Source organism: Arthrobacter sp. AOP29-A2-19 (assembly GCF_058138025.1).
In genome coordinates, this window is sequence record NZ_CM176894.1 from 1731071 (window position 1) to 1749804 (window position 18734).

The following is an 18734-nucleotide window of genomic DNA, read 5'->3' on the forward strand; positions in this document are numbered from 1 at the left end:
CAGCCACCCGGAGCGCCCAACCCGTGAACCCTCCCATTCTACCGGCTGGACTAGTGGACGCCTACCGCGTCCATAACGACGCTCAGCCGGGACCCGTGCCGTCCCTTCTCAACGCGTAGCTGGGCGGGTATCCGCTGCTTCATCTCCGGGACATGGCTGACCACGCCCACCGTGCGACCACCGTCGCGAAGCCCGTCGATGGCATCCATGACCAACTCGAGTGCCCCCTCGTCGAGGGAACCAAAGCCCTCGTCGACAAAGAGGGTCTCCATGTCGATTCCGCCGGACTCGTGTTGCACAACGTCCGCGAGGCCGAGCGCGAGGGACAGGGACGCCATAAACGCCTCGCCGCCCGAGAGGGTCGAGGTGTCCCTCTGCTGACCGGTCCAGGCGTCCACCACCTGAAGGCCCAGCCCGGACTTGTTGTTTCCCCGGCGGCCGTCGTCGTGGACCATGGCGTAGCGCCCGTTGCTCATCACCCGCAGCCGCTCGGTGGCCGCGGCGGCCACGGCCTCAAGCCGGGCCGCCAGGACATAGGTGGACAGCGTCATCCGCAACAGATTCTCTCCGCCGCCGCGCACCAGCTCCGCCACGGACTTGACCGTCTCGTAGCGCTCCAAAACGGGCCCCAGCCCCGAGAGCAGTTGATCGAGCGACGTCCGGGTCGCCCCGAAGCGCGCCGCATAGGCGTCCAGGACCGCGCGACGCCGGTGCGCGGAGTCCCGGTCCGCGGAGCGCGCGGCGCGGAGGGCCGCGGCCTCCGCCACCGCGGCATCCGTCGGCCCGCCGCCGCCCTCCGCGACGGCACCCCGTGCCCGTACGATCCCCGGGTGCGCCGCCAGCGTCTCCAGGCGCACCGCCTCGGCCTGGTGTTCGGCCTCCACGGTGCGCAACTGCCGTTCCCGGTCGGGTTCCAGCAGGGCCGCGAGGCGATCCTCCGCGTCGCTGAAGCCCTGCTCCCGCAGGGCGGCGTGCCACGCGGCGCGGGCACCGGCCACGGCCTCGGCCGCGTCCGCCGCCGCCCTTTCGGCGTCGGCCCTGCTCCTCAGGAGGCGCTCGGCCCGGCGGACGTCGTCCAGCCTGCCCTTGAGCGTGGTGTGGTCGCCGCGGAGGTCGGCCAGCTCGCCCTGCCTCCGCTCGGACGCCGCCTCCAGCTCCGCCAGGCCGGACCGCAGCCCGGACAGCCGCTGCCGCGTTTGGGCCAGGCGCGATCCGAGCTCGTCGATCACGCGGCGCGCCTCGGCCTCGGCGGACCGGGCCGCGAGGTGGCGCTCAACCGCGGCCTGGGCCTCGGCGAGCCCGAGCTCCGAACGGCCGACCGCCTGCTCCGCGCCGCTCGCGTCGGCTCCGCCGGCCAAGGCATCCAACCGGGCCTCTTCCGCGCGGGCGGCCTCCAGGGCGGCGCGCGCCACGGATTCGCGTTCCTCGGCCTCCCGTGCCTTCGCCTCCGCAACCGCCTCGTCCGACTCCGAGACCAGGGTGCCGCCCCCGAGAGACGCCGGTTCGGGATGTTCCGGCGAACCGCACACGGCGCACGGCTCGCCGTCGACCAGTTCGATGGCCAGGGCGGCGGCGGCCTGCGCCAACCGTGCGCGGGCCATGCGGGTGGTGTCCCCGCGCGCCCGCAGGGCAGCCTCCTGCGCCCGGACCCACGCCTCGGCGGCGGCCGCCACGACCGGCCGGTGGGCCTCACGTGCGCGCACCGACTGAAGCGTGCGCCGGGAGTTCTCCAACTCGCCACGCCGGGCCTCCAGCGTCGCGGCGAGCACACCCGACTCCTCGACGTCCTCGCGGAGCGCCGGCAGCGCGGAGCGGGTTGCGGCGTCGTCCGCCTCGTCCTTGGCCAGTGCGCGCTCCAGCGACTCGATGTCCCGGGCCAATCCCAGCTCGCGCCGGCGTTGCGCGAGGTGTTCCTCTTCGCGGGGCAGGGCCGCCAGAAGGACGGCGGCCTGGTCCGAGGCAGTAGCCCAGGCCTCCTCCGCGGCGTCCCGCCGTCCCAGATACGCGTCGGCCAGGGGGTGGACGCGAACGGCGTCCAGGGCCTCGCGGTTGGCGGCCTGCGCGGAGGTGTCCCCCGCCTCCGCCTCGGCAAGCGCCTTGGCCTGCCCTGTGGCCGCCTGCGCCCGGACGTGCGCGCGCAGGGCCGCGGTCGCCTCCTGGGCGGCGGCCGATGCGTCACCGTGGCGCGCACGCCGTTCGTCGAGTTCGCGCAAGAGCCGGTGGTCGTCCCGCCGGGCCTCGAGGTCCCGGCTGGCCGCCTGGGCCTCCGAGAGGGCCGACTCCGCTGACCGCAGGTCCTCGTCGCTCTCCGAGAGCCGAAGCTCCAGGAGGTCCGCCACGGCCCGCGGGAGCAGCTCGTCTGGGACATCGAGAGGGTCGTCGACAGTGCCGACGGCCCCGGCCGTCGCGGCGGCGTCCGCGGCCGTGGCCTCAATGTCGCCTTCCACGGCCGGCGCGGCGGTGGTCACCGAGAGAGCCGACGGCGCCACCGCCAGCTCCGCGGCGGCCTCGGTGCGCAGGTGCTCCAGGAGTGTGCTCCGTTCGCGCCCCGCGTCCTCGGCCTCCGTCCTCGCCGCGGCGAGGCGGTCGGCCAGCAGTTGTTCGACGGACGCATAGGTGGTGGTGTCGAAGAGCCTCTTCAGCAGGGACTCACGGTCCCTATCCTTGGCGCGCAGGAACGAGGCGAATTCGCCTTGTGGCAGCATGGCCACCTTGGTGAACTGTTCCTTGTCCAGGCCGAGCACGGCACGCACCTCGCCGGAGACCTCGTCGTTGCGGGCCGATTTGTCCAGCCAAACGCCGTCGACGAGCTCGCGGAGGCGGCTTTGCGCCTGCTGCCTAGTGGTCCCCGCGCCGCGGGACTTCGGCCGATCCCACGCGGGACTGCGCAGGACCTCGAAACGCCGGCCCCCCGTGCTGAATTCGCAGACCACCTCCGGTGCCACCGAGTCCGCCGCGTGGTCGCTGCGCAGCCGGGTCGAGCCTTCGCGCGCGCCGGGCAGGCCGCCGTAGAGGGCGTAGCAGATGGCATCCAGGACGCTGGTTTTCCCGGCACCGGTTTCGCCATTGAGCAGGAAGAGGCCGGCGCTCGAGAGCTCGTCGAAGTCGACGGACTGGCGGTCGGCGAACGGCCCGAACGCCGCTACTTCGAGGCGGTGAATCCTCATGCGCTCACCAGTGTCGCGGCGGCATCCGCGAGGACGTCGTTCAGGAGGACGGCCTCCGCGCCGTTGGCCGGGCGCTGGCGGACGTGCTCGACGAAGCCCTCGCAGACCTCGAACGCGCTTTCCGCCGCGGCCAGCCTCTCGGCGTAGGTCGTGGCGGGCTGGTCCCGCCGCCCTTGCGGGTCGAAGGACAGCACCAGCGTCCCGGGGAACCTGGCCCGCAGAAGCTCCATGGCCCGCGATGGCCGTTCCGCGTCGGTGAGCGTGACCTGGCACCAGGCCCCCTCCGCCCAGTCGAGCGCGCCGTCGGCAAGCAGGTCGGCAAGCTCGCCGCGGAGCACGGCGAGGCGCTTGGGCGCGGACCACTGCACGTTCTCAACCGCCGCCAGCCCGCCGGCGTCGACGTCCACCAGCAGCGCCCCCTTGGTGTGCCCCGCCTCGGAGAAGGAGTAGGCCAGCGGGGAGCCGGAGTAGTGGACGTGGTCCGCGAGGCGTTGCCTGCCGTGCAGGTGCCCTAGCGCCACGTAGTCGAATCCCTCGAAGTGGGACACGGGAACCACGTCCAGTCCGCCGACGCTCAGGTCTCGTTCGCTCTCGGACGTCGCTCCGCCGCCCGCAAAGACGTGCGCGAGGACCACGGAAGAGACGGGAACGGCGGATTCCGCACGCCGGGCGGCAAGATCCCGCCGGACGCGGCCAAGTGCCGCGGAGACAACGGCCGAGTGGCTGGCGCCCTCGACGCCGAGCGCCTCGGCGACCATGCGCGGCTCAAGATACGGAAGGGCGTAGACGGCCACGCTGTGGTCGGCGCCGTCGAAGACCACGGGAGCGTCCAGGTCCGCCACGCTCGTCCGCAGGTGCAACCCCGCCTCCTCGAACAACCGGCGACCGAACCCCAGCCGGGTGGCGGAATCGTGGTTGCCGCTGCTGACCACAACCTGGGCGCCCGCCCGGCGGATCCGGACCAACGCCTCGTCGAACAGCGAAACGACGTCCACGCCCGGCAGGGCGCGGTCGTAGACGTCGCCCGCCACGAGCACCACGTCGACGGAGCGTTCCTCGACGACGCGCACGATCTCGTCGATGAACGCCCGCTGCTCGTCGAGGAGCCCGGCGCCGTGGAAGGACCGGCCCAGGTGCCAATCGGAAGTGTGGAGCATTCGCATGCCCACCACGTTACTGGCGCGCTCCGACAGGTTGGATTTGCCACGCCTTCACTACACTTGCCGAGTGACTTCCACCGACGAAACCTCCCTCTCCTCCGAACATTTCACCGACCGCGTCGTGGCCGTGCTCGCCGCGACCGCGGTGGCGCCGGGCTTCCGGCCGGGTGCCCCGTCCACGCCCCGCGCGGGAGTGGACGGGGGATCCAGCCTGCAGTTGTTCCTGATGGACGGGTTGCTCGAGGCCCTCGAATGGGCCAACGACGGCGTGGGCTCGGACGAGGCCGCGTGCATGTGGCTCGCCGGCCTGCGCTGGCACCGCCTGGCCACCGGCTCCTTCCCCGACGGCGCCCCGGAGCCGCGGCCGCGCTGGATCGACGATCGGCTGGCTCCGTTGGCTTCCGGCGGCATCACACCGGCGGACCCGCAGGACCTGGCGGGACTGGCGCACGACTCCATGGGAACGGTGGGACGCCCGAACGATCCGTCCGCGGACGGGCCCGGGGTGTTGGCGCGCTCGGCGGTCGCCGCGTTGCTTCCGCGCGTCACGCGGGCCACGACGGCGAAGTTCGCGACGGACGCCGCGGCGCTGACCCACGGCTCGGCCGCAGCGACGTCGGCGGCCGCGGAGGCGGCCCTCCGGGTGCGGCGCGCGCTCGAAGGCGACCTTGGATTGCCAGACGGAGCGGACAGCGTCGACGCCCGGTGGGGCGAGGGCCCGGCCTGGGGCGCGCTCCGCGCCGCGGTCTCGGCGGCGCGGGCCGCGGGGACGGGCACGGCGGACGCGCGCGCCGCCTTCGCAGCAGCGGTTGGCCCCTTGGCGGCGGAGGGGCGGACGGCCGAGGCGGCTTTCGCCGGCGCGCTCGTCGCCGCCGCGCACGGCACGGCCGCCCTGCCCGATGGCTGGGGCGACGCCACGCCGTCGGCGGAGACCATCCTCGAGATGGCGGGCCGCTGGCGCCGCCTGACGTTCGGGGAGGCCTAGCGGCCGGCCGGCCAGGAGCCGCCTACCATCTGGAGGAACTCCCCCTCGGCCAGCACCTCCACCCGGGCGCCCGAGTCGCGGAGCCTGAGCACGTGTTTTGCCTTCGACGTCAACCGCCCGCCCCGAAGGTCGGCCGCCGTGAAGCCGTCCCCCACCACCAGCACGGAGGTCCTGCGCGTGACGCGGCTCGCCGTGGCGGCCCCGACGGCGGCGGCGCGGTTCTTGGCCTCCTGGCGGCTGATGCCGAGGTTTCCGGTAAAGACCACGGTCTCGCCGAACAGCGGGTGCGAGGCGTCGGCGTCTGGATTCGGATCTGGGTCCTTGCCCTCTTGCGGCCACACCGCCCAATCCGGCTGCTGGGGGACCCGGCCACCTGCCTGCTTCCAGCCCTGCGCGTCGCGGGTCGCCTTGGAGAGCGGGTCTCCGGGCACAAAGGCCTCGGCGCGGCCGGGCCGCACCGCCAGCGCCCCAAGCAGCCCCTGCACCGTGTGCGCGGCGTGGATGCGGCCGATGTCGATCATGATGCCGGCGCAGGCGCGGGCGTCCTCGACCGCGTCGTGGTGGTTCCGCAGCGGCACGCCCGCGGCCTCGGCGGCGAACGGCAGCGAATAGGAGGGAAGCTGGTAGCTGCGGCGGGCCAGGATCACGGTGCAGGCATAGTCGTAGGCGGGCCCCGGCAGGCCGGAGGCCTCCAGGCCGGAGCGGATCACACCGAGGTCGAAGGCCGCATTGTGGGCGACCAGCGTGTCGCCGCCGATAAAGCCGGCGATCTCCGGAAAGAGGTCCCCGAACCGGGGCTCGGCCGCGACCATGTCCGCCGTGATTCCGTGGATCTGGACATTGCGCGCGTCGAAGTGGTCGAACCCCTCGGGAGGACGCATCAGCCACGATGCCTCCTCGACGATCGCGCCGTCGCGCACCTTGCTCAGGCCCACGCTACAGGCCGAGCCGCGAAACCCGTTGGCCGTCTCGAAGTCGATGGACGTGAAGTCGTAGGACATGCCCGTCAGCCCCTAGCTGGACTGGCCGTCGTTGACCGAATCGGGGCTCGACACCCTGGCGCGGCCGCGCCGGTGCTTGACGACGCGGCTGACCACGAAGTACACGAGGAAGAGGGCGACCAGCGCGATGACGATCTTCTGGAACGTGTCCGCGTAGGCCTCGACGATCTGCCAGTTCTCGCCCAGGTAGAAGCCCGCGAGCACAAAGATGGTGTTCCAGATCAGGCTGCCCGCGGTCGTCAGGCCGATGAACTTCCACTGCGGCATGGCCGTCACGCCCGCCGGGATGGAGACCAGGCTCCTGAAGATCGGTATCATCCGTCCGAAGAAGACGGCCACGGCCCCGTGCCGGTCGAACCACGCCTCGACCCTGTCGACGTCCTTGAGGTCGACCAGGGGAAGCTTGGAGACGACCCACCGGGTGCGCTGGCGCCCCAGCGCGCGCCCGACCCAGTAGAGCGCTATGGCACCCACCACCGAGCCGAGGGTGGTCCAGATCAGCGCCTCCGCGAGCGTGAAGGACCCCCTGCTCGCGGTGAAGCCGGCGAGCGGCAGGATGACCTCGGAGGGCAACGGCGGAAACAGGTTCTCCAGGGCGATGGCCAATGCCGCGCCCGGGGCGCCGATGGTCTCCATCAACCGCACGGCCCAGTCCGCGAAGCCGGACAACCAGCCGCCCGATGCGGGCTCTGTGGACTGGGCGGCGATGACTGCAGTCAAGATATTCATTGCCTTCAAGTGTGCCCTAGATCCCCGGCGAATCACGGCCACCCTGCCGCCCGTGTGGCGAACCCCTCAGGAATCGGGGGCATCCAGGGACAGGGCCTCCACAATGTGCGGGAGCAGCGCCCGGAAGGCCTGCCCCCGGTGGCTGATGGCGTTCTTCTCCTCGGAACTGATCTCCGCGCAGCTGAGCTCCATGCCGTCCGGGCGCAGGATGGGGTCGTAGCCGAAGCCGCCCGCGCCGCGCGGCTCTCGCAGCAGGGTGCCCGACAGGGAGCCCGCCTCCACGGCCTCTCCACCGCCCGGCAGCGCCAAGGCCGCGGCGCAAACGAAGGCGGCCGCGCGGTGCGGTTCGGCGATGTCGGCCAGCTGGTCCAGCAGCAGCCGCAGGTTGGCCGCGTCGTCGCCGTGCTTTCCGGCCCAGCGGGCCGAGAAGATGCCCGGCGCGCCCCCGAGGACCTCGACGGACAGGCCCGAGTCGTCGGCTATCGCGGGGACGCCCGTGAACTCCGCGACCGCGCGCGCCTTCAGGAGGGAGTTCTCCTCGAAGGTCGTCCCAGTCTCGGCCACGTCCGGGGCCCCCAGCGCGGCGGCGTCCACCACCTGCGTGTCCACGTCCACTCCGGGAATCCGGCCGCGGAGGAGCTCGCGGAGTTCGCGCAGCTTGCCGGCGTTGCGCGTGGCGAGGACCAGGCGCGGCGCCGGGGCGCCGACTCCCGCCGCGCTCACGCGGACTCGCCCAACGTCTCGCGCTGGATGCGGGAGAGCTCGGTGGTTCCGGCCAGCGCCAGGTCCAGGAGGAGGTCCAGCTCGTCGCGGTCGAACGGGGCTCCCTCGGCCGTTCCCTGGACCTCGACGAACTTTCCGGACCCGGTCACGACCACGTTCATGTCAGTCTCCGCCCGCACGTCCTCGACGTAGGGCAGGTCGAGCATCGGGACGCCGTCGATGATGCCGACGCTCACGGCGGCCACCGTGTCGCGGAGTACGGTCGCGTTGGGCTTGACCAGCTTCTGCTCCTTGGCCCAGCGGACCGCCTCGGCGAGGGCGACGTAGGCGCCGGTGATGGCCGCGGTGCGCGTGCCGCCGTCGGCTTGCAGGACGTCGCAGTCCAGGACGATCGTGTTCTCGCCCAGCGCCTTGGTGTCGATGATGGAACGGAGCGAGCGGCCGATCAGGCGGGAAATCTCGTGGGTCCGGCCGCCGATCTTGCCCTTGACGGACTCGCGGTCCGAACGCGTGTTGGTGGCCCGGGGAAGCATCGCGTATTCGGCGGTGACCCAGCCGCTGCCCTCCCCCTTCAGCCAGCGCGGCACCCCGGCCGTGAAGGACGCGGTGCACAGCACGCGCGTGTTGCCGAACTCGATCAGCGCGGACCCCTCGGCCTGCCGGGACCAGCCGCGGGTGATGCTGATGGGGCGGAGTTGCGCGGGGGTGCGCCCATCGGCGCGCAGGACGGGGGAAACGGTGGATGCGTCAGTCATGATCCAAGCTTAGGCGCGGATGGGACCCCGCCCGGAACACCCGTCCGGCCGTCCCCGCCCTAGGCTCGGGTGGGGTCGTGCACCTCGGGGGCCGCCTGGGGCTCCCCGAGCCGGCTCCCGGACCAGACGCCGTAGGTGACGCCCGAAACGGCCACCGCCAGGCCGCCGTCGTAGGTTGCCTTGGCCTCCTCGACCACGGTGTTGATGTCCGTCCAGACCGGGACGTGCGTCAGCAGCAGCCGGCGCGCGCCAGCCTCCGTCGCCATCTGCCCCGCGCGGCGCCCGGTCAGGTGGACGCCGTCGATCCCGTCGTCCCGCCCCTCCTCGAACGCGGCCTCGCAGAGGAACATGTCCGAGTCGGCGGCCGCCTCGACCAGCCCGTCGCACGTGTCGGTGTCGCCGGAGTAGGCCAGCACCGACGTGCGGATGCCGCCGTCACGCGTGGGCTCGCTGGCTTCGATGCGCAGGGCGTAGGCCTCCTCGACGGGGTGGCGGACGGGCACGGCGGTAATGGTGAAGGGACCCAGCGTCACGGGCTCCCGCGCGACCCAGTGGTTGAAGTCGAAGTCCTCGTGCATGCCCGGGTCCGTCGGCAGCCCGTAGGCCGTTGCCATGCGGTCCGCCGTGGCGGCGGGACCCCACACGGTGATGCGGTCCCGGTTCCAGCCTGCCGGGTCCCAGTGGACGGCAACGTGCAGGCCGCAGAGGTCCATGCAGTGGTCGGGGTGCAGGTGGCTCAGGAAGATCGCGTCGATGTCCTTAAGGTCCATGTAGCGCTGCAGGACCCCCAGCGACCCGGAGCCGAGGTCCAGCAGGATCCGCCACGGCCGCTCGCCGTCGTGCGCCGTCACCAGGTAGCACGACGCCGGCGAGCCGGGGCCGGGGAAGGATCCGCTGCATCCGATGATGGTGAGCTTCACGGCCGGCCACCCGCCCCAACGCTGGCCCGGGCGATCATCTCGGGGGTGATTCGGGCGATGGAGCCGGTCGGGTAGCGGGCGGCGACGTGGTCCACGTGCTGGACGCCGAGCACCTCCGGCCCCAGGAACCGGCGGGCAAGAACCTCGAAGGACTCCGCGTCGCCTGTCGCGATGAACTCGTGGGTTGGCGCGGCCCCGTCCGGTCGGGACAGCCCGTGGCGCAGCAGCGCGGCGTAGACGTCCTTCGCGGTCTCCTCCGCGCTCGAAACCAGCGTCACGCCGTCGCCCATCACATAGGAGAGGACGCCCGTCAGCAGCGGGTAGTGGGTGCAACCCAACACCAGGGTGTCGACGCCGGCGGCCTTGAGCGGCGCCAGATACTCCTCGGCAGTCTGCAGCAGTTCCTCACCGGTGGTGACGCCGCGCTCCACGAACTCGACGAAGCGCGGACACGCCGCGGCCGTGATGTTCAGGTGCGGGGCCGCGGCGAAGGCGTCCTCGTAGGCGCGCGATCCCACGGTCGCGGCCGTCCCGATGACCCCGATGCGGCCGGTGCGCGTCGCGGCCACGGCGCGGCGGACGGCCGGCTGGATAACCTCGACGACCGGTATCCCGTAGCGCGCCGTATAGCGCTCGCGCGCGTCGCGGAGCACGGCGGAGGAGGCGGAGTTGCAGGCGATCACGAGGAGCTTGACGCCCGAGTCGACCAGCTCGTCCATCACTCCCAGCGCGTTGGCCCGGACCTCGGCGATGGGCAGGGGGCCGTAGGGGCTGTTCGCCGTGTCGCCCACGTAGAGCGTGGACTCGTTGGGCAACTGGTCGATGATGGCGCGCGAAACCGTGAGACCGCCGACGCCGGAGTCGAAGATCCCCAGGGGCGACGCCGCCCGCGGCGAGGTCACCGTGTCCGCCGATGCGCGCGGGCCTGGTTCGTGAGTCATGATCTACAGACCTTACTGCTTCGGGCGCGCGCTCCGGCGGCTTGCGCGGCAAGTGTCGCCCACGTCACAGCGACTCGTGCAGGGCCAGCATCAGCGATTCCTGCAGCCACGTGACGAAGTTGTAGACCAGCGCCAGATACTCGTCGACGCTTTCGGCGCGCCCCCAGTCGTCGACCGCGTGGACACGCTCGGCGTCCTCCTCCGTCTCCAACGCCAGCCGCTTGGCCAGGACCAGCCGGACGTCGTTGAGGGCCGCGGCGAACTGCGGGGCGGCCGCGGGCGCCAGCAGCACCGGGGACGACTCGACGGCAAGCGCCGCCGCCCTCAGGGCGCCTACCTTGGACTCGCGGAGTCCGCGCTCCGTGAGCCGGCGAAATTCGAGCGACGCCTTCGGATCGTCCTTCACTGCGTCGGGGAGCAGGCGCAGCACGGCCTCGTCGCTCGGCGGGGCGAACCCGTCGGCGCCAGCCCGCGGATCCATGCCGACCATGGCCCACAGCGGATCCTCGTCCGCGGCGCCGGACACCGGCGGCTCGGGTTCCAGCATCGTCACGACGTCCTCGAACAGGTTCCTCAGGAGGTCGCGCTCGGCCTTGTCGAGCTGGCAGCTCAGGCCGCGGTGGGAATTCTTGAATGCCTTCGCCACGCCTAGGACTCGTCCGCCCGCTGGAGGGTGGCCCAGAGCCCGAAGCCGTGCATGGCGGCGACATCCGCCTCGACCTTCTCGCGCGTGCCGGTCGACACCACGGACCGCCCGTTCTGGTGGACCTCCATCATCAGGGCGTCGGCCTTCGCCTCGCTGTAGCCGAAGTGGCTGCGGAAAACGAAGCTGACGTAGCTCATGAGGTTGACCGGATCGTTCCAGACGATCAGCACGTAGGGAACGTCGAGGTGGACGCTGCCTTCGGTCTCGGCCCGGGGCAGGACATCGGATTGGGCGGTGATCACTGGCATGCGTCCATTCTACGACCGTGCCCGCGCGGTGCCGGACTAGAGTGGCATGGAACGTGCGGCCCCGGCCGCCAAGCCGATCGACGCCGACCGAGGAGTACCGCGCATGTGGCAGCAGCCCACCTCGCTCTTCACCGACCACTACGAGCTCACCATGCTGCAGGCGTCCCTGCACTCCGGGGCGGCCCACCGCCGCTCCGTCTTCGAGGCCTTCGCCCGCCGGCTGCCGGAGGGCCGCCGCTACGGCGTGGTCGCCGGCACCGGGCGCATCCTCGAGGGGCTGGAACACTTCCGCTTCGGCGCGGAACAGCTCGCTTTCTTGGCCGAACACAAGGTCGTCGACAAGGTCACTCTCGACTTCCTCGCGGACTTCCGCTTCTCGGGCAACATTCACGGTTATGCCGAGGGCGACCTCTACTTCCCCAACTCGCCGATCCTCATCGTCGAATCGACGTTCGCGGAGGCCTGCATCCTGGAGACCTTTATCCTGTCGGTCCTAAACCACGACTCCGCGATCGCGTCGGCCGCCTCGCGGATGGTCGCCTCCGCCGGGACGCGCCCCTGCATTGAAATGGGCGCGCGGCGGACCCACGAGGAGTCGGCGGTCGCGGCCGCGCGCGCCGCGATCGTGGCGGGATTCCACAGCACGTCCAACCTCGAGGCGGGGCACCGCTATGGGCTGAAGACGGTCGGCACCGCCGCGCACTCCTTCACGTTGCTGCACGATTCGGAGCGCGCCGCGTTCGAGGCGCAGGTCGCGTCCATGGGCAAGGGCACCACCCTGCTGGTGGACACCTACGACGTCGAGCAGGGCGTGCGCACCGCGGTCGAGGTGGCCGGCCCCGACCTGGGGGCCGTCCGGCTGGACTCCGGCGACCTCGTGGAGCAGGCGCGCTGGGTGCGCACCCTGCTCGACGATCTCGGCAACCACAACACGCGCATCATGGTGACCTCGGACTTGGACGAGTACGCCATCGCCGCCCTCCAGTCCGCGCCCGTGGACGCCTACGGCGTCGGCACGGAGCTGGTCACCGGTTCCGGCGCGCCGACCGCGTCGATGGTCTACAAGCTCGTCAGCCGGGAGGACGACGCCGGCACGTTCGTCGATGTGGCCAAAGCTGCCAAGAACAAGGCGAGCGTGGGCGGGCGAAAGACGGCCGTCCGGCGGCTGAACGAGCGCGGACGCGCGACGGCGGAACTCGTCGGCGTGGGCGAGCGGCCGGTCTCCGACGCCAACGACCGGGAGCTGCTGCACCAGTTCGTCGACGCGGGTAGGGTCCTGGAAGGCTGGACCGGCGCGGCGGGCGTCGTGCGCGCCGCGCAGCGGCACCACGACAGCGTCCAGGAGATGCCGGGGGTGGCGCGCCGCCTGCAGAAGGGCGAGGCGGTCGTTCCCACCGAATTCATCGACCAGGACTAGCCGAACGGGACCCGGAAGGACGCCATGGCGGGCAGGGCGCTGATCATCGTGGACGTGCAGAACGACTTCTGCGAGGGAGGGTCTCTGGCCGTGTCCGGTGGAGCCGCGGTGGCCTCCCTCATTGCCACACACCTGGCGGACTACCGCGCCGAATACCTCGCCGTGGCGGCCACGCAAGATTGGCACATCGATCCCGGTTCGCACTTCGCGGAACGCCCCGACTACGTCGACAGCTGGCCGCCACATTGTGTCGCGGGTTCGGCGGGCGCCCAACCCCACCGCGGGCTCGCCCCCGCCATCGCCGCCGGGTTGGTGGACGCGTGGTTCCGGAAGGGGCGCTACGAGGCGGCGTATTCGGGGTTCGAGGGGCACGGGGCGCCGCAGACGTCCGGCACGGCGGCCACCGCGCCGGACCGCGAACCCGACCGGGGCGAGCGGCCGGCGGGGCACCTGCTGGGAGACTGGTTGCGCTCGCGCGGTGTCGACGCGATCGACGTTGTTGGCATCGCCACCGACTACTGCGTGCTTGCCACGGCCAGGGACGCGGCCGCGGACGGCTTCCAAACCGCCGTGCTGTCCGATCTCACGGCCGCGGTCCATCCGGAGAACGCCGAAACGACGCTGGCGGCCCTGCGCGGGGCCGGGGTCGCCGTCCGCGCGGCCGGCCGGCCTTAGGCCTCGCCGTCCTCCCAGCTCGCGACGGCCACGGTGTTGCCCTCGCTGTCCTTGAGGAAGGCCTGCCACTCCGCCTTGCCGGCCGGTCCGAGGGAGTCGTCCGTGTGGATGAAGATAATGTGGGGCTCCGCCACGATCTCCACGCCCTCGGCACGCAGTCGGTCCACCGTCTCCCGCACGCTGTCCACCCGGAGGTACAGCAGGGAAGACGGCGCATTGGCCTCTAGGAGCAGGCGGGTGGAGCCGAGGCGAAAAAACAGCAGGCCGGGCGGGTCGAAGTGCCCGGCCGGCTTTGCGCCGAGCAGCCGCGCATAGAACGCGGCGGCCCGATCCAGGTCGCTGGCGTGCTGTGCGACTTGCAGGAATTCCATGCCCCGCCCCTTCCGTGGCAGCACGGCGGGAGGAGCGGATCGCCCTGCCCTACTTGCGGCCGACGAACCAATCCTGCAGCTTGGTGAGGCGCTTTGTCAGCTGTTCCGCGCTGGCCTGCGCCACCGCCGGGCCTCCGCAGACCTCGCGCAACTTGGTGTGGATGACGCCGTGCGGCGTACCGGTTCGCGCCGACCAGGCGGAGACGTTCTTCGAGAGCTCGCCGCGCAGGTCCATCAGCTGGCGGTGGTCGACCACGGCGGGGGCGGGTTCCTGGCCCTGCACCGCGGACTTGCGGCTGCGCCGCGTCGCATGCTCCTGTTGGCGCTGCCGCAGCAGCTGTCCAACCTGCTCGGCGTCGAGGAGCCCGGGTATGCCGAGGAAGTCCTGCTCCTCGTCGGAGCCCATCATTCCTCCGATGCCGAACTCGCCGCCGTCGAACAGGACGCGGTCGAAGGACGCCTGGGACTGGAGAGCCTCGAACTTCTGCTTGGTGAGGGCGTCCGAGGCCTTGTCCTCGCGGTTGGCCTCCTCCATGAGCGCGTCCTCGGGGACGTGCTCCGGATCTTCGACATGCTGCTCCGGCCTGTCCAGCGCATGGTCCCGCTCCAGCTCCATCTGGTTGGCGAGTTCCATGAGGATCGGGACGGAGGGCAGGAAGACCGAGGCGACCTCCCCGCGCTTGCGCGAGCGGACGAACCGGCCCACTGCCTGCGCGAAGAAGAGCGGGGTGGCCGTGGACGTCGCGTACACGCCCACGGCAAGGCGGGGAACGTCGACGCCCTCTGACACCATGCGTACCGCGACCATCCACCGCTGCTCGCCGTCGGAGAACGCCTCGATCTTTCCGGAGGCCTTGGCGTCGTCGGACAGGATGACGGTCACCGGTTCCCCGGTGATCCGCTTGAGCTGGGCTGCATAGGCCCGCGCGTCGTCGTGGTCGGTGGCAATGACCAGCCCGCCGGCGTCCGGGATGGTGCGCCGGACCTCGGTGAGCCGCTGGTCGGCGGCCGCCAGCACCGAGGGGATCCACTCCCCCTGCGGATCCAGGGCGGTGCGCCACGCGTGGGCGGTGATGTCCTTCGTGAAGCCCTCGCCGAGCTGGGCCTCCATTTCCTCTCCGGCCGAGGTGCGCCAGCGCATTTGGCCCGAGTACGCCATAAATATCACCGGGCGGACCACGTTGTCCTTCAGCGCGTTGCCGTAGCCGTAGGTGTAGTCGGCCCGGGAGCGGCGGATGCCCGCCTTGTCCTCCACGTAGTCGACGAACGGGATGGGGGCGGTGTCCGAGCGGAAGGGCGTGCCGGTGAGCGCGAGCCTGCGGGTGGCGGGTTCGAAGGCCTCCCGGATTCCCTCGCCCCAGCTCAGCGCGTCGCCACCGTGGTGGATCTCGTCGAGGATGACCAGGGTGCGGGCCGCCTCGGTCTTGGCCCGGTGCAGCATGGGCTTGCTCGCGACCTGCGCGTACGTGACCGCCACCCCGATATAGCCGGCGCCGTGCCGTCCGTCCGCGTTCTTGAAGTTGGGGTCGAGCGAGAGTCCGATGCGGGCGGCCGCGTCGGCCCACTGGCGCTTCAGGTGGTCCGTCGGCGCGACCACCGTGATGCGGTTCACCGTGCCGGAATCCACCAGCATTGCCGCCACCCGGAGCGCGAACGTCGTTTTGCCGGCGCCCGGCGTTGCGACGGCAAGGAAATCCTGGGGACCGGTGGCGAAGTACGCGGCCAGGGCCTCGCTCTGCCACTGGCGCAGCTTCGGGGCAGTCCCCCACGCGGCCCTCTCCGGGTACGCGGGTGGCATGCTTTCGCCCACATGGAACAGGGCATCGTCCACGAAAAAACTCCTCGGAACGCCGAACGGCGCGTGGGTATGGTCAGGGTGCGGGGCTGGACCGGTGCTTGATGGTGTGTGTCCGCCGCCTGCCCGGCAGACTCGGGGCGGGCGTGCGGGGCGGCGTGCGGGGCGAGGCGAGCCGCTGGAACGGAAAGCCCCGGCTCCGAAACGGCGGTGGTCCGCGGCGGCTGGCCCGGCGCCACGTTTCAGGGGGCGGCGTTCCGGGTGGGCGAAGACCCACGGGCCGTCGCCCTCCGCGTACTGGTGGGACCACACCAGCGGAGGACGCGCACTGCAGGCTGCGCAGCCCGGGGCCAGCGGCCGGGCGGACGTCGCGAAGGCGCCGTCCGCAATCCGGCCGGCGGCTACTTGTCCTTGTCCCCGCCCGGGTTGATGCCTTCGTAGATCGACTTGCATTCCGGGCACACCGGGAACTTTTGCGGGTCCCGACCCGGGGTCCAGACCTTCCCGCACAGGGCGATGACGGGCTCGCCGGTCAGGGCGGACTCCATGATCTTTTCCTTGCGCACGTAGTGCGCAAACCGCTCGCGGTCGCCGGGCTCGACTTCCTGGAGCTGCTCCTCGCGTTCGAGTGTGGCGGTTCCACCGCCGGTGCCGGGATCGCGCGGGTCGCTTTCGAAGGGATCTGGGGGCAGGCTCATGCCCACCAGTCTAGCAACCGTAGAGCGCCACGCCGGCGAGACGAACACGCCTTGGGGCGTCCCCGGTGGGCCAGCTTGTTCGGTGCCGCCTACCTGTTCAACACCGTCGCCTGCATCAGCTCCGGCACGCGCGCGTCGAACCATCGACCACCCACGCGCAGGCCGGCCACCAGGAGCACGGACCCCAGCACAAGCCCGGCCGCCAGAGCCGCCCAACCGAAGGCGTCGTTGCCGGTGACCAGCTGTGCCAGCATCAGGCCGAGTTCCGGCAGCAGCAGAAGGCCCATCACGCCGAATGTGGCCAACTGCACCACCATCATCCGCATGCCCGCCCCGGGCGGTGTCTTGAACGGGCTCTCCCCTGGCAGGGGCACGGAGTAGGTGAAGCGGGCGGATGTGATCGAAGAGACTCCCAGTCCCGTCATCAGGGCGCCGAAAGAGAGCCCAAGCACTCCGGGCATCAGCTCGGCCCGCCCCAGGATCAGCGGCGGCAGGATCGCGGACAGCAGCACGACCGGGACGGCCAGGACCGCGCAGGCAAGCGCCCGGCCAAGCCGGTCGTGGAAGCCGCGGATCCCCGCCACGGCGTGCAGGGAAAACGCCGTGTTGTCGTAGGAGACGTCCGCCGAGATCGAGAATCCCATCAGCACGGCGATCAGCGGCGCGATGAAGAGCATCGCCGTGTAGTCGCCGGACTGGGCGCCCCAGTACCAGAACAGGACGGGCATCAGCGGCACCACGACGATGCTGGCGGCGTAGCGCGGGTCGCGGAGCCAGTAGGTCAGGCAACGGCCGGCGACCGCGCCCCACGGGGTGGGCGGGAACCAGCGCAACGCGCCGAGCCCCTCCGCGCCCTTGCCGCCGTCGGAGGCCCTCGGCGGCGTCTCCAGGGCGCGCACGAGGGCGTTCTTCCAGACCCACACCGCCGCCGCAAGATAGCCGGCGGAGACCAGGAAGCGCGCCGCCGCGATCCCCCACGCGCCCGCGGCCACATCGGCGGGTACGGCGGTGAAGGATCCCAGCGGCGTCCACGCCAGGACGTCCGCGGCGGCGGGGAGCCAGGACAGCGCCTCCTCGAATCCGTTCTGCACGCTGCCGAGGATTGGTCCGAGCAGCAGCAGGGGCACAAAGAGCAGGACCGTCCCTATCTCGCGGAACCTGCGGTTGGCAGTCAGCGCCGTTGCCGCCGTTGTGGTCAACCGCGCCAGCACGAGGCACAGGACGGCGGTGAGCGCGCCGCAGAGGATGGCGACGGCCGCGGCGGCGGGATCCTGCCGCCACGCCACCGCCTGGCTGGACAGCAGGATAAGTGTCACGAGTCCCGGGACACCGATGAAGCCGCCCAGCAACAGGCCGATGACCAGCTGCTTGGGCGGAACGGTGAACGTCGCGAAGCGGGACGGGTCCAGGGTGAGGTCGATTCCCGTGAGGATCACCGGCAGCAGCGCCCAGCCGAGCACCAACACGGCGACGAAGATCACGAGCACGGCGCGCACCAGTTCGTCCGGCTGCGTGCCGAGGTAGTACATGCCGGCTATCAGGGTGGCGGCGATGAACAGGCCGTAGAGCCCGCCCAGGATGACGCCGACAAGTTGCCAGGGGCTCCGCCGGAATCCGTTGGCCAGCAGCCGCGCCTTCAGTCTTAGGAGCTGTGCAACCACGACAGGCCCTCGCTGCTTCCGCGTCCACCGACGAGCTCCACGAAGCGGTCCTCGAGGCTGGAATCGCCGCGGACGTCCGCCACTGTCCCGGACGCCAAGAGGTTGCCCTGTGCGATGACGGCCACGTGGGAGCACATGCGCTGCACGAGGTCCATTACGTGGCTGGACACCACCACGGTGCCACCGTGGGACACGTAGTCCGCCAGGATGTCCCGGATGTTGGCGGCGGATACCGGGTCGACCGCCTCGAAGGGCTCGTCGAGGACCAGGACGCGCGGGGAGTGGATCAGCGCGGTGGCCAAGGCGATTTTCTTGGTCATGCCCGCGGAATAGTCGACCACCAGCTTGGACGCGGCGCCCTCCAGGTCCAGGACGCGGAGGAGGTCGTTGGTCCGCTCCTCGACCGTCGCGGCGTCCATGCCGCGCAGGAGGCCCGAATACGTCACCAGCTGCCGGCCGCTGAGGCGGTCGAACAGGCGGACCCCGTCCGCCAGCACCCCCAGGAGCGACTTGGCCTTGAGCGTGTCGCTCCACACGTCAACCCCGTGGACCCACACCTGTCCGGCGTCGGGCCGCAGCAGGCCCGTCGCCATGGACAGCGTGGTCGTCTTGCCGGCCCCGTTGGGGCCCACAAGCCCGTAAAAGGAACCGGACGGCACATCAAGCGCGATGCCGTTGACGGCAATCTTGTCGCCATACCGCTTTCCGAGGCCCCGAATGGCGATGGCGGGCGCCACGGGGTTGGGTGTCTGGGCTGTCATGGCAAAAATCTAACAGCCGGC

At 71.3% G+C, this 18734-nt stretch carries 18 protein-coding genes; 3 read left to right on the forward strand and 15 right to left on the reverse strand.

All coding sequences use genetic code 11. The annotated features are described in order from the left end of the window. Positions 1-50: 50 nt before the first annotated feature. Both AC3ZJJ_RS07990 and AC3ZJJ_RS07995 read right to left on the reverse strand, forming a co-directional pair. Positions 51-3167, reverse strand: coding sequence for an AAA family ATPase (locus tag AC3ZJJ_RS07990; protein WP_489895236.1), 3117 nt, complete (start codon positions 3165-3167; stop codon positions 51-53). Further along, on the reverse strand, positions 3164-4330 hold the full coding sequence (locus AC3ZJJ_RS07995) for an exonuclease SbcCD subunit D (protein ID WP_489895238.1): 1167 nt from the start codon (positions 4328-4330) through the stop codon (positions 3164-3166). Before AC3ZJJ_RS07995 ends, AC3ZJJ_RS07990 begins: the two co-directional genes overlap by 4 nt. Before the next feature lie 64 nt (positions 4331-4394). On the opposite strand from AC3ZJJ_RS07995, the gene AC3ZJJ_RS08000 reads away from it, so the two are divergent. Further along, on the forward strand, positions 4395-5312 hold the full coding sequence (locus AC3ZJJ_RS08000; RefSeq protein ID WP_489895240.1) for an ADP-ribosylglycohydrolase family protein: 918 nt from the start codon (positions 4395-4397) through the stop codon (positions 5310-5312). On the opposite strand, the gene AC3ZJJ_RS08005 is transcribed toward AC3ZJJ_RS08000, so the two are convergent. From AC3ZJJ_RS08005 to clpS, 8 genes are all read right to left on the reverse strand, one after another. Beyond that, complete coding sequence (locus AC3ZJJ_RS08005; RefSeq protein ID WP_489895242.1) at positions 5309-6313, reverse strand: 3'-5' exonuclease; 1005 nt, start codon at positions 6311-6313, stop codon at positions 5309-5311. The genes AC3ZJJ_RS08000 and AC3ZJJ_RS08005 overlap by 4 nt on opposite strands. A gap of 12 nt (positions 6314-6325) precedes the next feature. Beyond that, complete coding sequence (locus AC3ZJJ_RS08010) at positions 6326-7042, reverse strand: DedA family protein (protein ID WP_489895244.1); 717 nt, start codon at positions 7040-7042, stop codon at positions 6326-6328. A 66-nt stretch (positions 7043-7108) separates the two neighbouring features. Further along, positions 7109-7765, reverse strand: a complete 657-nt coding sequence (gene rdgB, locus AC3ZJJ_RS08015) for an RdgB/HAM1 family non-canonical purine NTP pyrophosphatase (RefSeq protein WP_489895246.1) — start codon at positions 7763-7765, stop codon at positions 7109-7111. Next, the gene (rph, locus tag AC3ZJJ_RS08020) at positions 7762-8520 is read right to left on the reverse strand and encodes a ribonuclease PH (protein ID WP_489895248.1); all 759 of its coding nucleotides are present in this window, start codon (positions 8518-8520) and stop codon (positions 7762-7764) included. Before rph ends, rdgB begins: the two co-directional genes overlap by 4 nt. A gap of 59 nt (positions 8521-8579) precedes the next feature. Continuing rightward, on the reverse strand, positions 8580-9440 hold the full coding sequence (locus AC3ZJJ_RS08025; protein WP_489895250.1) for an MBL fold metallo-hydrolase: 861 nt from the start codon (positions 9438-9440) through the stop codon (positions 8580-8582). After that, entirely contained in the window at positions 9437-10381 is a 945-nt protein-coding gene (gene murI, locus AC3ZJJ_RS08030) for a glutamate racemase (protein WP_489895252.1), read from the reverse strand. The genes AC3ZJJ_RS08025 and murI overlap by 4 nt, the downstream gene beginning before the upstream one ends. Positions 10382-10445: 64 nt before the next feature. Further along, entirely contained in the window at positions 10446-11027 is a 582-nt protein-coding gene (locus tag AC3ZJJ_RS08035) for a DUF2017 domain-containing protein (protein ID WP_489895254.1), read from the reverse strand. A gap of 2 nt (positions 11028-11029) precedes the next feature. Continuing rightward, positions 11030-11335, reverse strand: coding sequence for an ATP-dependent Clp protease adapter ClpS (gene clpS, locus AC3ZJJ_RS08040; protein WP_489895256.1), 306 nt, complete (start codon positions 11333-11335; stop codon positions 11030-11032). A gap of 103 nt (positions 11336-11438) precedes the next feature. Between clpS and AC3ZJJ_RS08045 the strand changes: the two genes are divergently transcribed. Together AC3ZJJ_RS08045 and AC3ZJJ_RS08050 are read left to right on the forward strand one after the other, a co-directional pair. Continuing rightward, positions 11439-12752 carry a nicotinate phosphoribosyltransferase gene (locus AC3ZJJ_RS08045; protein WP_489895749.1) on the forward strand — a complete coding sequence of 438 codons (1314 nt, stop codon included), beginning with the start codon at positions 11439-11441 and terminating at the stop codon, positions 12750-12752. Positions 12753-12776: 24 nt separating this feature from the next. After that, entirely contained in the window at positions 12777-13427 is a 651-nt protein-coding gene (locus tag AC3ZJJ_RS08050) for an isochorismatase family protein (protein ID WP_489895258.1), read from the forward strand. On the opposite strand, the gene AC3ZJJ_RS08055 is transcribed toward AC3ZJJ_RS08050, so the two are convergent. From AC3ZJJ_RS08055 to AC3ZJJ_RS08075, 5 genes are all read right to left on the reverse strand, one after another. After that, positions 13424-13798 carry a VOC family protein gene (locus AC3ZJJ_RS08055; RefSeq protein ID WP_489895260.1) on the reverse strand — a complete coding sequence of 125 codons (375 nt, stop codon included), beginning with the start codon at positions 13796-13798 and terminating at the stop codon, positions 13424-13426. The two genes, AC3ZJJ_RS08050 and AC3ZJJ_RS08055, sit on opposite strands and share 4 nt — an antisense overlap. Positions 13799-13847: 49 nt before the next feature. After that, a complete protein-coding gene (locus tag AC3ZJJ_RS08060; protein ID WP_489895751.1) occupies positions 13848-15596 on the reverse strand; it encodes a DEAD/DEAH box helicase in 1749 nt (582 codons plus the stop codon). A gap of 398 nt (positions 15597-15994) precedes the next feature. Further along, positions 15995-16291, reverse strand: a complete 297-nt coding sequence (locus AC3ZJJ_RS08065; protein WP_489895262.1) for a DUF3039 domain-containing protein — start codon at positions 16289-16291, stop codon at positions 15995-15997. Between the two features lie 89 nt (positions 16292-16380). After that, positions 16381-17952 (reverse strand): transporter, encoded by a 1572-nt coding sequence (locus AC3ZJJ_RS08070; protein WP_489895264.1) that lies wholly within the window; start codon positions 17950-17952, stop codon positions 16381-16383. Further along, a complete protein-coding gene (locus AC3ZJJ_RS08075) occupies positions 17934-18713 on the reverse strand; it encodes an ABC transporter ATP-binding protein (protein WP_489895266.1) in 780 nt (259 codons plus the stop codon). The genes AC3ZJJ_RS08070 and AC3ZJJ_RS08075 overlap by 19 nt, the downstream gene beginning before the upstream one ends. Between the last annotated feature and the right edge of the window lie 21 nt (positions 18714-18734).

Excerpts from the sequence above, each read along its gene's own strand:
- AC3ZJJ_RS07990 (WP_489895236.1), bottom strand. The coding sequence starts at position 3,167 with ATGAGGATTCACCGCCTCGAAGTAGCGGCGTTCGGGCCGTTCGCCGAC.
- AC3ZJJ_RS07995 (WP_489895238.1), bottom strand. The coding sequence starts at position 4,330 with ATGCGAATGCTCCACACTTCCGATTGGCACCTGGGCCGGTCCTTCCAC.
- AC3ZJJ_RS08055 (WP_489895260.1), bottom strand. The coding sequence starts at position 13,798 with ATGGAATTCCTGCAAGTCGCACAGCACGCCAGCGACCTGGATCGGGCC.
- AC3ZJJ_RS08050 (WP_489895258.1), top strand. The coding sequence starts at position 12,777 with ATGGCGGGCAGGGCGCTGATCATCGTGGACGTGCAGAACGACTTCTGC.
- AC3ZJJ_RS08005 (WP_489895242.1), bottom strand. The coding sequence starts at position 6,313 with ATGTCCTACGACTTCACGTCCATCGACTTCGAGACGGCCAACGGGTTT.
- AC3ZJJ_RS08010 (WP_489895244.1), bottom strand. The coding sequence starts at position 7,042 with ATGAATATCTTGACTGCAGTCATCGCCGCCCAGTCCACAGAGCCCGCA.
- AC3ZJJ_RS08065 (WP_489895262.1), bottom strand. The coding sequence starts at position 16,291 with ATGAGCCTGCCCCCAGATCCCTTCGAAAGCGACCCGCGCGATCCCGGC.
- AC3ZJJ_RS08060 (WP_489895751.1), bottom strand. The coding sequence starts at position 15,596 with ATGCCACCCGCGTACCCGGAGAGGGCCGCGTGGGGGACTGCCCCGAAG.
- clpS (WP_489895256.1), bottom strand. The coding sequence starts at position 11,335 with ATGCCAGTGATCACCGCCCAATCCGATGTCCTGCCCCGGGCCGAGACC.
- murI (WP_489895252.1), bottom strand. The coding sequence starts at position 10,381 with ATGACTCACGAACCAGGCCCGCGCGCATCGGCGGACACGGTGACCTCG.
- AC3ZJJ_RS08075 (WP_489895266.1), bottom strand. The coding sequence starts at position 18,713 with ATGACAGCCCAGACACCCAACCCCGTGGCGCCCGCCATCGCCATTCGG.
- rph (WP_489895248.1), bottom strand. The coding sequence starts at position 8,520 with ATGACTGACGCATCCACCGTTTCCCCCGTCCTGCGCGCCGATGGGCGC.
- AC3ZJJ_RS08045 (WP_489895749.1), top strand. The coding sequence starts at position 11,439 with ATGTGGCAGCAGCCCACCTCGCTCTTCACCGACCACTACGAGCTCACC.